This is a genomic window from Ureibacillus manganicus DSM 26584, from assembly GCF_000772945.1.
GTDB lineage: Bacteria > Bacillota > Bacilli > Bacillales_A > Planococcaceae > Ureibacillus > Ureibacillus manganicus.
On record NZ_JPVN01000017.1, the window covers coordinates 1 to 13056 of the forward strand.

The 13056-nt window shown below is 35.8% G+C and carries 9 protein-coding genes, 1 pseudogene and 1 riboswitch; of the genes and pseudogenes, 5 read left to right on the plus strand and 5 right to left on the minus strand.

Annotation, left to right across the window (positions count from 1 at the left end):
• A partial coding sequence (locus tag CD29_RS13600; protein ID WP_036187905.1) for an Ig-like domain repeat protein occupies positions 1-3923 on the plus strand: 3923 nt, incomplete at its 5' end.
• Between the two features lie 114 nt (positions 3924-4037).
• Here the strand turns inward: CD29_RS13600 and CD29_RS13605 are convergent.
• The 4 genes from CD29_RS13605 to CD29_RS13620 form a co-directional block, all read right to left on the minus strand.
• Positions 4038-4577 (minus strand): VUT family protein, encoded by a 540-nt coding sequence (locus CD29_RS13605; protein WP_036187908.1) that lies wholly within the window; start codon positions 4575-4577, stop codon positions 4038-4040.
• A 52-nt stretch (positions 4578-4629) separates the two neighbouring features.
• Entirely contained in the window at positions 4630-5130 is a 501-nt protein-coding gene (queF, locus tag CD29_RS13610) for a preQ(1) synthase (protein WP_036187911.1), read from the minus strand.
• Between the two features lie 126 nt (positions 5131-5256).
• Positions 5257-5303, minus strand: a riboswitch (PreQ1 riboswitch).
• A gap of 1068 nt (positions 5304-6371) precedes the next feature.
• On the minus strand, positions 6372-7424 hold the full coding sequence (locus tag CD29_RS13615) for a hypothetical protein (RefSeq protein WP_036187914.1): 1053 nt from the start codon (positions 7422-7424) through the stop codon (positions 6372-6374).
• The gene (locus CD29_RS13620) at positions 7411-8361 is read right to left on the minus strand and encodes a hypothetical protein (RefSeq protein ID WP_036187919.1); all 951 of its coding nucleotides are present in this window, start codon (positions 8359-8361) and stop codon (positions 7411-7413) included. The genes CD29_RS13615 and CD29_RS13620 overlap by 14 nt, the downstream gene beginning before the upstream one ends.
• Positions 8362-8699: 338 nt before the next feature.
• Between CD29_RS13620 and CD29_RS20955 the strand changes: the two are divergent.
• Both CD29_RS20955 and CD29_RS13625 read left to right on the plus strand, forming a co-directional pair.
• Positions 8700-8888 (plus strand): annotated as a pseudogene (locus CD29_RS20955) (ParB/Srx family N-terminal domain-containing protein); the annotation flags it as partial.
• Positions 8889-8900: 12 nt separating this feature from the next.
• On the plus strand, positions 8901-9659 hold the full coding sequence (locus CD29_RS13625) for a helix-turn-helix domain-containing protein (RefSeq protein WP_140422911.1): 759 nt from the start codon (positions 8901-8903) through the stop codon (positions 9657-9659).
• 156 nt (positions 9660-9815) lie between these two features.
• Here CD29_RS13625 and CD29_RS13630 read toward each other — a convergent pair whose 3' ends face one another.
• Entirely contained in the window at positions 9816-10964 is a 1149-nt protein-coding gene (locus CD29_RS13630) for a YeiH family protein (protein WP_036187925.1), read from the minus strand.
• A gap of 201 nt (positions 10965-11165) precedes the next feature.
• On the opposite strand from CD29_RS13630, the gene CD29_RS13635 reads away from it, so the two are divergent.
• Both CD29_RS13635 and CD29_RS13640 read left to right on the plus strand, forming a co-directional pair.
• Positions 11166-12398 carry a threonine synthase gene (locus CD29_RS13635; RefSeq protein WP_036187928.1) on the plus strand — a complete coding sequence of 411 codons (1233 nt, stop codon included), beginning with the start codon at positions 11166-11168 and terminating at the stop codon, positions 12396-12398.
• Positions 12395-13054 carry a helix-turn-helix transcriptional regulator gene (locus tag CD29_RS13640; protein WP_036187931.1) on the plus strand — a complete coding sequence of 220 codons (660 nt, stop codon included), beginning with the start codon at positions 12395-12397 and terminating at the stop codon, positions 13052-13054. The genes CD29_RS13635 and CD29_RS13640 overlap by 4 nt, the downstream gene beginning before the upstream one ends.
• Positions 13055-13056: the final 2 nt, after the last annotated feature.

A 13056-nucleotide genomic window follows, 5' to 3' on the forward strand; every position in this document is an offset into this window, starting at 1 on the left:
TCCAATTTACGATCGACAAAACTGCGCCAATCATCACAGAGGTTGAAGAAGGCAAGCATTATCAAAGCGTTGCACCAGCATTTAATGAAGGAACAGCTTTATTAACGAAGGATGGTGGAACAGGGAGTGAATTTGTAACAGGTACTGAGCTAACAGAAAACGGCCAATATACACTAGAAGTAACAGATGCAGCAGGCAATAAAACGAGCGTGCAGTTTACAGTTGATAATCAAGCCCCTGTTATTAATGGTGTAATAGATGGGGAGATCCGAAATTCTCAATTTACTCCTACGTTTAATGAAGGTACAGGAGTACTTTCATTAAACGGCGGTGAATTTAAAGAGTTTATTTCAGGCTCTAATGTAAGTGATGAAGGTCAATATATGTTAGAAGTAACAGATGAAGCAGGAAACAAAACAACCGTCCAATTTACAATCGACAAAACTGCACCAATTATCACAAATGTAGAAGAAGGTAAACATTATCAAAGCGTAGCCCCAACCTTCAATGAAGGAACAGCCATCTTAACGAAGGATGGTGGAACAGGTACTGATTTTGTTTCAGGTACCGAGATAACAGAAAATGGAATATATACGCTAGAAGTTACAGATGCTGCAGGAAATAAAACGAGCGTTCGGTTTACTGTAGATAATCAAGCCCCAGTGATTAGTGGTGTAGTAAATGAAGAAATCCGAAATTCCCAATTTACTCCGACGTTTAATGAAGGAACTGGACGAATTTCAAAAAACGGCGATGAATTCAAGGAGTTTATTTCAGGCTCTACTGTAAGTGATGAAGGTCAATATACGTTAGAAGTGATAGATGAAGCAGGAAATGCCACAACTGTTCAATTTACAATCGACAAAACTGCGCCAATCATCACAAATGTGGAAGATAGTAAACATTATCAAAGCGTAGCTCCAGCCTTTAATGAAGGAACAGCTATCTTAACGAAAGATGGTGGAGTAGGTACTGCATTTGTATCTGGCACTGAGCTAACAGAAAACGGCCGATATACTCTTGAAGTAACTGATGCAGCAGGCAACAAAACGAGCGTGCAGTTTACTGTCGATAATCAAGCGCCGGAGATTAGTGGTGTAGTAGATGGAGAAATCCGAAATTCCCAATATACTCCGACGTTTAATGAAGGAACAGGACGGATTTCTAAGGATGATGGTGAATTCAAAGAGTTTATTTCAGGCTCCACTGTAAGTGATGAAGGTCATTATAAGTTAGAAGTAGAAGACCTAGCAGGTAACAAAACAACCGTTCAATTTACGATCGACAAAACTGCACCAATTATCATAGAAGTTGAAGAAGGCAAGCATTATCAAAGCGTAGCCCCAGCTTTTAATGAAGGCACAGCTATCTTAACTAAGGATGGTGAACCAGGCAGTAAATTTGTATCTGGCACTAGGTTGATTGAAAACAGCCTATACACGCTAGAAGTTACAGATGCAGCTGGCAATAAATCGAGGGTGCAGTTTACTGTAGATAATATACCGCCAGTGATTAATGGTTTAGACAATGGAGAAATCCGAAATAGTCAGTTCATCCCAACCTTTAATGAAGGAACAGGACGAATTTCCAAAAATGGAGGAGCGTTTGAATCTTATACATCAGGAACAGTTGTTGATCAAGAAGGTCAATATACACTAGAAGTAAAAGATGAAGCAGGAAATGTTAAAATTGTCCGATTTACAATCGATAAAACTGCACCAATTATCACGGAAGTAGAAGATGGCAAGCATTATCAAAGTGCAGCCCCAGTCTTTAATGAAGGAACAGCTATCTTAACGATAGATGGTGGAACAGGTGAAAAATATGTATCTGGCACTAGGCTGATAGAAAACGGCCTATATATGCTAGAAGTTACAGATGCAGCTGGCAATAAATCGAGTGTGCAGTTTACTGTAGATAATATACCGCCAGTGATTAGTGGTTTAGACAATGGAGAAATCCGAAATAGTCAGTTCATCCCAACCTTTAATGAAGGAACAGGACGAATTTCCAAAAATGACAGTGAATTTGATTCATTTTTATCAGGAACACCTGTTGTTGAAGATGGGAAATATACGTTAGAAGTAACCGATGAAGCAGGAAATGTTACGACCTTCAAATTTACTATCGATAAAACTGCACCAATCATCACAGAAGTAGAAGATGGCAAGCATTATCAAAGTGTAGCTCCAGCCTTCAATGAAGGAACGGCTATCTTAACGAAAGATGGTGGAACTGGCAAAGATTTTGTATCAGGTACCAAGATAACAGAAAACGGCCAGTATACCCTTGAAGTAACTGATGCAGTAGGACACAAAACAACCGTTAGCTTTACTATTGATAATGTTCCACCTGAAATTACGGGTAAACAAAATGAGACGATCTTTAAACTGGATCAAACATACACTGACAAAGAATTGACGATTCTATTTAATGAAGGTACTGCTAAGTTAAGCAAAGATAACGGAGCGTTTGATGTAATCGAAACTAATCATCTTGTTATAGATGATGGTGTATATGTACTAGAAGTTTCTGACTTAGCAGGTAATAAAACAGTTGCTAATTTCGTTATTGATAGAACTGTTCCAATTATCCATGGTGTTGAAAATGGAATGAGTTATCAAAGAGCAATTCCAACTTTCACTGAAACTACGGCAAAACTTAGCTTTAATGGTGGAGAAGAACAAGATTTCGTTTCCGGAACAGAGATTTCGGATGAAGGCGAATATGTATTAAGGGTAATTGATCCACTAAACCGCGAAACAATGGCATTCTTTAAAATTGATCATACAGCGCCAATAGTAGTTTCAGCAAACTTAACAACAACAAGTGGATTCGTACCAACAAAAGCTGGAATTAACGATGTAGTCACACTTTTGGTGACGGCTAATGAAAGTGTTACAATTTCTGATGTTGTTGGGAAAATAGGTGGTACTACAATAAGCAAAGCTGTTGTGGATGATTTGGGAGATAATAACCCAACCACTTATGGAATTAACATTACTATAAGTGAACAAGGCTTAGTAAACGGTACGGTGAGTCTCGAATTTAAAATGACTGATATAGCTGGTAATTCGCAAACTATAAACACAGAAAGTCTATCGGGAATTGGGACTGTTGACGTGGATACAGTGACACCACTTATGCAAAGTAGTTCTGTTATGGCTGATGATTATGTTGACCTTAAATTTTCTGAACCAGTTTATGGTGGAGATAAGAATGCACTTGGCCCACTAGAAGCTGCTGACTTTAATGCTGTATTGAATAAAATTGGTGGAGATTTCAACCCACTAATTGTCACTGTATCACATATAACAGCCATAGATGGTGTAAGCCCGCTTGTAGGAGGAGAAACGGAAGTAAGGGTGCACCTAATTTATACTGGTGCGAAAGTGCAAGGTGACAAAATAGAGATAAGACCGGTTGCAGGAGCAATACTCGATTATGTTGGAAATGCAACGTCCATTAGCGAATCATCCGGATTAAAATCCTTAACGCCACTTGTCACATATGAATGGAGTGATTCGCAGGCTGAAGATATTCTAGTAATTACAAGTAGTCATTTGAATATGTCAACTTATACAAATGTGAAATTGAGACTTGCAGGTGATGGAAGAGGAGATGCAAATGTATTTTTAACTAACCCAACACCAATTGGCGGGGATGACCGAATTCTGATTTCTGTATCGTCTGGATGGGATAATGCAGGTGCTTATTTTGGCAGTACAGCAAATGGTGTGTTTGCTCAAGCGGTTGGTCGTAACCGAATCCAATTTACAGCAAATACACAATATGCTCCTGATTTTCGACAAGATCATTTTTATGTCATTTTACAAGATATCAATAACCCATCAATCTTGACAATCATTGACTTAAACATTGATTCGAAAAGAGCTAATACTATTATTAGGAACAGTAATTAATCAGCCGGGACGAGGGAGACAGGTACCTCGTCCCATTATTTTTTGCATTACTGAAATTAGATATGCATAAAAGGAAGGACGAGGGGACATGCCTGTTCCCTCGTCCCACTTCTATTATGCAAACGTAGAGCGCTTTTCTTCATTAATGAATACTTGTTTCAACACTAATGCACCAAGCAGCTGGATGGAAGTCTTAACAATTACTTGCCCAGTAATAGCAGCTGGGATGGCTTCCCAAGGTAGAACATTTGCGCCCAGAGGACTTAAACCTATTACGACGAATAAAACTGAATCTAAGAGTCCTCCAACTATTCCACTATAGAAAACTCTCCATGCCATCGGAAGTTTTAAACGTGAGTAAATCTCTGTATCCGCTGTTTCTGAAACCACAAATGAGATTGCAGATGCAACCACTACTAATAATGTATCACCTAACATAAACGAAACTAATGCGGATAAGATTAACGCTGTAAGAATAAACAGATATGTCTTTGTACGTCCGTATTTATTCTGTACAAGATCCCTAAAGATGAAGGTTGCTCCGATTAACAACGTTCCCATTGGGACAATAAATAAGCCAAGTTGTAACGGGGCAAATTTAGCCGTTACCACATTAGCAATGACGATGGATAGTAAATAAAATAAAATTCTCATGTGAAAACTCCTTAGTTATAAAGCTAAATTTCTTCTATTAAATGATTGAACTTTAACGATTGTCTATCTTTTCTGGGTTTAAATCATGGTTCATTAAACGGTAATTCGCGATTTCTTCATATTTTGTTCCTGGTCTTCCGTAGTTACACCATGGGTCAATTGAAATTCCACCGCGCGGAGTAAATTTCCCCCATACTTCTATGTATCTTGGGTCTAATAATTTAATTAAATCGTTCATGATGATATTTACACAGTCTTCATGAAAATCACCGTGATTTCTAAAGCTAAATAAATAGAGCTTTAACGATTTACTTTCCACAATTTTTTTATCCGGTATGTACGATATATACATCGTTGCGAAATCCGGTTGATTGGTTAAGGGACATAAACTCGTAAACTCTGGACAATTGAACTTTACGAAATAATCACGATTTGAATGTAGATTATCTACGGACTCCAATACCTCAGGTGAGTAATTAAAAGCGTAATTTGTACCTTGATTTCCTAGTAATGTTAAATCTTTTAAACCGTCTTCATGGCTTCTGCCAGACATAAAAAAACCTCCTAAAAATGTGTTTCCCAACACTTTTTAAGAAGAGGCTCTTTTCATTGATCTATAAAACATATGATAAAAACATAAAATGCCACGTCCAATTATGGACATGGCATGGATCGTCATGTTTCCATAGTTTTTTATAGAGGGTATCAGCTATGAACCTCTCCCATATAAGCATGGGTGTATGTGTTTCTGTTATATCTTATAGATTCATAGGGGAAAAGTCAAGGTTGGGATTGGAGGATGAGGGATTCCTGACGAAAATGGACAAAACAACAAGAAAAGTAATTCCGAACCTTTGATGTGTGGGTCTTCTTCGAAACGCGCCATTATGTCAGGAAAAATTAAAAACATATAAAGGCGCCAAGTGATCCAGTCACTTCGCATAATTTTTCTTCAGCAGTATTCCTTTTATTCTTTCTCTATTAACTTACGAATCCGTTTGCACAAATACCATCACAGTATGTTATCTAACAATCCCTACACGGGACGGGGGATCACATCATACCTCGTCCCACTTTTAAATTCAATAGGACACTGTACCAAGGGAATAGGGGACAGGTACTTCGATCCGCCATATTTATTACAATTACTGAAAGTAGATAGGCATAAAGGATATAACAATAGCTCACCTCTTAACGTCACAAGAATCCATCCAAATTAAGTTTGACAACAATTGCGTTGAAACTGTTTCCTTCATGTGCTAGAAAGATTACTATCATCCTACCTCATTCATTCACCAATGCTGTTTAGATTTAAGCTTTATTAATAAAGAATTTGAGAAAAATTACAGTAAATATTATGGTACCAGCAAAAGAGCCCGAGCTCATGGTAAAACTTCACATTTTTCTGGCTACAAGACAGAATATAAGATGACAACAGAAGAACGAATTCTCACAACAGTCCAAGTAAGTAACGAAGTTTATGTCGATGGAACTAAGTTGATGAATTATTAGAATTAAACATGAAAAGTGATGTAGTTGTTGGAGAATTATAATTGCATTACCATATTCCAGGAATTCCATTCCAGTAATGTGGACTTTTTCAGTGATCTCGGACAGCTACAATGTCCCGCTATTTTTTAAAAAGTTTAATCAAATTAAATTTGTGAAACAATAAATATAAAAAAGGAAACCCGTTCTTTGGGGACACATGAACCACTGTCCCTTAAAATTATAAATTTTAAATAGGTATACTTTAATTCCTTGAAAGACCTACCATCTTATTAAATATATTATTTACTCAAATGGAAGAATCCCATTTTCCCTTGCAAGCCTTAAGGAAACCATTCTTGCACCACTAGTTTTAGGTTCGTTATGATTGTTAAAGTATTTGTCAAATTGTGAAGTGCCTATTTCAAGTGCTTTCTTGAAACTACTGTTTCCTAGACAAGTAGCTTCAATATATACCCACATTCCTGTTAACTTAACCGCTAAAAAAGCATGACCTGGAATTAACACTAATTCTACTTCGTGTTTACAGGATTCATAGGCACTTGCCAGTAATAATGACAAATCTATACAATTGCCTGATTTTAATTCAAGTGTAGTGCTAGGTAAACTTATTCTTTGACCGTCATTTTTGTTGTCTAATGAGAAATTAAAAGATCTAGTTACGTATGTCATATCTTTAGATAAAACATTGTATATAGCTTCTAATTCGTTGATCATTTTGTTAAAATTATTAGATAATGTACCCAAAATTCTTCCTACTGATTTAGATGCTTCTGATATTATTTTCTCAATCTCTCTCGTGTGAGGTGTACAGTAACATGCTAACAATTGGAAAAGATAGGTCTTAAATGAGGATCCCTGATCTTGAAAATGGTAAATGAAACTTTCAACTGGATGTACTACTATTTCAGTTGTTTCTGAATATATTCTTTTATTATTTTCATAAATATTTATTTCTAAGTTTTTTGTTGTTATTTCATTTATTTCTAATATCTTTTTTTCATCTAAGAAGGGAAGGATAGGTAGGGACTTATATTCATGAGGTCTTATATTTACGTTTATTTCAAATTTTTTAGAAAGTCCATGTATTTTTGATACTAATTTTACCTTTCTGATTCTATCCGATGAATTTATTAAACTTACTTGTGCAGGTGCATATTTACCTTCATAAAGTCTTTTCATGGAATTGTAAAGTCCGGTTAATAATGGAAACTTAGATACTTTAGAATTTACTGTAAATCCATTTTCCACTTTTAATGTAATATTGTGATGGAAAACACAGTATCTATCGTAATAAAAATTATTAGGTATTTCTAATATAGAATCAATCTTGAACATATCCACCACCTTCGATAGTGTTCATATTCCCTTCCAATGGTAATGCAAATAGTTGTTCATCTCTGATTTTATTTGGAATAATCATTGAATACTTAGATTCTTTTTCTAGATTTAAATCATCTGAAACAACTAGTGAATAATCCAAATAATTTACATAATTAAATGGAAAATATAATCCAAATGGAATTTTAATCTGCTGATTTTTCTTATCTATTATTAGGTTATTATAACTAATATCTAATGAAATTTTATATTCTTTATCTAAAAGTAGTTCTGTCCATAAAGTATCGTTCTTGCCAAAAAAACCTTCTCCTTCAATTACTCTTCCTACAATTATATCCTCTTGAAACTCTTGTTTTTCTTTAACTTTAATATAATCTTTTTTAGCATATGAAAATGGCTGCCAAGTTTTATAATGATAGGACGTCATCTCTTGCTTCATAAAAGGATGGTTATCGATGCTGAACGAATTTGGAACAACACTTGTTGAGCCATGTTCAAAAGTATAGATTTGCAGAATAGGAACAAGTCCTCTTAAATGCTCTCCATTTTCAGCAATTTTCCAATCATCTTTTAAATATTCCTCATTATTTACTTTTGTAATTTCTTTTATTTTAAAAATAAGGTCCACCTCAATATGATTTGGGTCAAATACATTCACATTACAAAATGAGATTTCGCAATATAATTGACTGAAGATATTAGGTAAAAACATGTCCTCAACAAACGTATGAGTATGTCCATCGTAAACGCGTGTTAGTTCAAAGCCTTTAACTAATGGTGCATGAGATACCTCTTTGGGGAAATATTCACAATTGGTATCACATAAATCCCAAGATCGAATATTTTCGCAACAACTTAAACAAAGTGAATTTCTTCCATCACGTTGTAAGCAGCTTGATATTGAATCTAAATTATTACAGGCTATACATGTCATTTTACATCCTCCATTTTGGGTATCTTACTTTCTATTTATATTTATTATAAACTAATAAGTAGAGTGGATAGTAGATTGAAATTACAAAAATTGTAACATGCATAGTATTCATTTACTTATTCTTATAAAACTTAACTAATCATTTATCATATCCCTCCTAAGACTATTTACATATTTATTATATGGCGTAGTACTAAATATCACTTGAAATTGTTAGTAATAATAAATTATGTAAATTCCAAATAAATTTTCTCTTTGTAATTGGACAATCCCATTACTGAATACCTTTTATCAAAAAGGGAAATGGGTGAATTGTCATAGGTAAACACATTAAGAAGATAAAACTTAGTCAAATAGAACCTGAGACAACTTTTAGAAAAAACGAAAAGGATATCAGTCTTGCAGATGACATTAAAGAGAATGGATTACAAGTACCGTTAATTGTTGAAGAAGTAGGTGTAAATCAATATGTTCTCGTTGATGGTTATCGTCGATATTATGCATTAATATTTTTAAATGAGGAAGAAGTTAACTGTACGGTGGACGCAAGATCTTCTGAAGAGGGGAGAATTATTAAGAGACTCAGATTGGAATTGCATTCTGAAAAGAGATCCGCATTTGATTTAGAAAAAATGATAAGAAAATTAATGGAAAACGAAAATTATGATATCAAAGAAGTTGCTAAAGCCTGTGGTGTTACTGTGCCAACAATTAAAAAGTATGAACGTGTTGCAAGAGTTGAACCTGAAAAGGTTGCAAAAGCAAAAGAGGCTGGTGTAGGAATACATGGATTAACTGATATAAATGAATCAAAAATCAATGAAGGATTAAAAGATAATATTTTTGATAGATATTTGAATAATGAATTCAAAACAAAAACATTGGGGTACATTAAAAGAGCGACGAATGAAACTGTGTTTAAAGATATAGCAACTATTAATTCTGCTAATGAATGTCTTGAAGAAATAATTCAATCAAACCCACAAAACTATGAAATTGTGAAAACAATTCTCTATAAGCATAGATTGCTAGTAAGTTATGATAAAAGTAGTCATTCTGAAATCCATAATTCAAATCTAAAGCATATGCAAGAAATATTAAAAAATCTTGCATTAACAAATTATGTTCAGTTTTTAACACCGAAACAGAAAAATGATTATAAGATATTTGAACAAAAACTAAATCAATTTTTGAATCCGCCAAGAGTAAACTCAGGATTCCCTATAGAGGTTAAACTAGTAAAAAAATCACAGAAGAAAAGATCAAGCGTAAGGGAAATGGGAAAAGATCTGAGTTAGAAAGAGTGAAGTGAAAACAAATCCGCAACTGATTTAACTGGTTAGAAGAGACAGGCACCTAGCAATTTTTAAAAAAATCTATATTAAAGGCAATTATTATAAACGATGGGACAGTGTGCCTGTCCCCAATGTACCTTCGTCCCATTATAACAATCCCTACAAAACAATCAAATCCCCAAAAATAGAAATGAGCAGCAAACTGACGACTCCGACAGAAAGGGAAGCGATTAAACCGATGTAAAATGGTTTAATGCCCATTCCTTTAAAGATTTTTAGATTCGTTGATAGACCCACGCCCGCCATTGCTAGCCCGAGCAGATAGGTGGATCCAAATGTACTCCAGAAACTATAGAAGTCCTTCCAAGCAGATGGTTCAAACAGATTAAAAGCCATTCCTGTCGATGATAAGGTTGCATCCCCAATCGTCCGGATTAATGATAAGAACAAGAAGCCAAGTATGAAAAGAGGGAACAGTTTGTACCATTTTGGAAGGTTTACGCTCTGTTCTTTCCCATTACTACGCTTCCCTCGATAGAAGAAGTAAGCGACAATTGGGATAACGGCAATAATAAATAAATTTCTCGTAAGTTTGGTAATGGTCGCTACTTCTACGACTTTTTCCGAATGAAACATTTGGTCATACATTAATGCTGCCCCAGTTACTTGTGCTGTATCATGAATGGCCGTTCCTAAAAATAATCCAGCCTTAATCGGGTCATCAGCAAAAAAGAAGTTTGCTAGATATGGATAAAAAAGCATTCCCACTAAACCAAAAATGGTAATATTGGCAACGGCATATGAAATTTCATTTTCCTCCGCCTTAATAACCGGTGCTGTAGCCATAATTGCAGTCACACCGCAAATCCCAGTACCATTCGCAATTAATGCCCCCAGGCGAGCCGATTGGTTCATTTTATTTGTGAAATAAAGAGTGACTATCAATCCAACTGAAATGCAAGAGATAATGAGAGGAAGTCCCCATGCCCCCAGTTTAAGTGCTTCCGTTAAACTCAATCGTAAACCGAGTAAAATGATTCCGGCACGTAACGCATATTTTACGGCGAAACTGATTCCTTTAGTGAATAGATCCGGGAGTCCAACTGTATTACGTATCAAAATCCCCAATAGTATTGCGACGAAGATTCCTGAGATTGGACTGCTACTACCTTCTGACAAAACCCCTATTAATAAGAGCAAATCTCCGATAAGCCCTGCACCATAAACCCCCAACATCATGACAACAAAACAAACTACTAAGCCAGGGATGAAGCGAGTAACTACCATTGCTTTATTTCGTAAATTCATACAGCCATCTCCTAATTTTTTAGATTTCTAATGCCTTAAGTGCATAAAAGTTCCAATTATGTATGCTTTCTAATTAATCGTAAACATTTCATTTAAACAATACAATACCCAATTAAAATTTTATTTGAATATTTAAAATTTTCTTGCAATTGAAGTTATGGATTGGTAAAGTTGTAATTAAATTGAAGGGAGTAGATAGTAATGAAATACAGTTTTGTTTCTCATCTGTTTTGCCCGAAGTGTGAAAAGACGTACGACACCAAAGAACAACACCAGTTGTGTTCTTGCGGATCCCCATTGTTGGTTGACTATCATTGGGATCAAATAAAAGAAAATTTAAAACGAGAAGATTTACTAACTAGGGAGCCTTCGTTATGGAGATATCATGAGTTATTGCCAGTTGAAGATTCCAATAATGTCGTTTCACTCGGTGAAGGCATGACACCTCTTATTTCAATGCCGACACTAGGAAAGGACATGTCCGTGGAAAATCTCTTTATGAAAGATGAAGGGCTTGTTCCGACTGGTACTTTTAAAGCTAGAGGAGCAGCAGTTGGGGTCTCAAAAGCAAAGGAAATAGGTGTAAAAGAACTGGCGATGCCGACCAATGGGAATGCAGGTGCAGCGTGGGCTCTTTATGCAGCAAGAGCGGGTATCAACTCAACGATTGTCATGCCAGTGGATGCGCCGGTAATCACTAGGAATGAGGTAGCTTCATCAGGTGCAAAACTCTATCTGGTTAATGGATTGATCAGCGATGCAGGAAAAATTGTAGCGAAAGCCGTAAAGGATAACAATCTATACGATGCATCGACATTGAAGGAACCTTACCGAATCGAAGGCAAGAAAACGATGGGACTAGAAATTGCCGAACAAATGGGTTGGAAGATGCCTGATGTTATTTTGTATCCGACAGGTGGGGGAGTAGGATTAATCGGAATCTATAAGGCTTTGAAAGAATTAAAGTCTTTGGGTTGGGTGGAAGGAAAATTGCCTAGATTGGTAGCAGTACAAGCATCGAATTGTGCACCAATCGTAAAAGCTTGGGAAGAGAAAAAGACTGAGTCCGAGTTTTGGCAAGACTCTAGTACACTAGCTTTTGGCATTAATGTTCCTAAGGCATTAGGGGACTTTTTAGTTTTAGATGCCATCTATCAAACAGATGGCTGTGCAATCGCGATTGACGACCAATCTATGGTCGAGGAACAAGAAAAGATTTCTCGATTAGAAGGTGCTTTTATTTGCCCAGAGGGAGCTTCTACGTTTGTAGCAATTCGTAGATTAAGAGAAAGCGGATGGATTAAAGAAGGAGAAACAGTAGTTGCATTGAATACGGGGGCAGGCATCAAATACCCAGATACAGTGAAAGTAGAAGTACCAATGCTTGAGAAGGAAGCATCAATTTATGAAGACCATAAGGATTTGGTTAAGTGAAAAAAGAACATGAAACCATTTTCGATCAAGCTTGTCGTACAGCAGACACACTTGTCGCCATGTTTGGCCAGCGGTGTGAGGTAGCGGTACATGATTTTAGTAATCTGGAGGAATCTCTTTTTTATCTTAAAGGGAACCTTACAAATCGTAAAAAGGGAGCACCCATCACAAACCTTGTATTACAAGAATTGAAAAAAGATGATCTCGAGATAGCAGACATCACCAACTATGAGACGATTTTGAAGACAGGAAGTGTGCTGAAATCTTCTACCATCTTTTTAAGAGATTCATCAAACCATGTAATTGGGGCTCTTTGCATTAACTATGATATTAGTTTATTGATTCAGATCAGCGGAGAAATTGAGGAACTACTAAAGTTTAATAAATCCGAGCAAAAAACCGAAAATTTCTATTCCTCTGTACACGAAGTATTGGAAGACATGGTGAACTCTGTATTAAAAGATTTTCCTAAAGCGCAAACCTTGCTTGATATGGAAGAAAAGATTGAATGTGTCAGTAAATTAGAGGAAAAAGGCGCATTTTTAATCAAAGGATCTGTCGAGTACTTATCTGAAGTCTTGGGTGTATCAAAATTTACGATTTATAACTACCTGAAAAAAATAAGGGAAGAAAAAGAATTTTCAATAAAGGAGTGATT

Excerpts from the sequence above, each read along its gene's own strand:
- CD29_RS13605 (WP_036187908.1), bottom strand. The coding sequence starts at position 4,577 with ATGAGAATTTTATTTTATTTACTATCCATCGTCATTGCTAATGTGGTA.
- CD29_RS13630 (WP_036187925.1), bottom strand. The coding sequence starts at position 10,964 with ATGAATTTACGAAATAAAGCAATGGTAGTTACTCGCTTCATCCCTGGC.
- CD29_RS13620 (WP_036187919.1), bottom strand. The coding sequence starts at position 8,361 with ATGACATGTATAGCCTGTAATAATTTAGATTCAATATCAAGCTGCTTA.
- queF (WP_036187911.1), bottom strand. The coding sequence starts at position 5,130 with ATGTCTGGCAGAAGCCATGAAGACGGTTTAAAAGATTTAACATTACTA.
- CD29_RS13615 (WP_036187914.1), bottom strand. The coding sequence starts at position 7,424 with ATGTTCAAGATTGATTCTATATTAGAAATACCTAATAATTTTTATTAC.
- CD29_RS13635 (WP_036187928.1), top strand. The coding sequence starts at position 11,166 with ATGAAATACAGTTTTGTTTCTCATCTGTTTTGCCCGAAGTGTGAAAAG.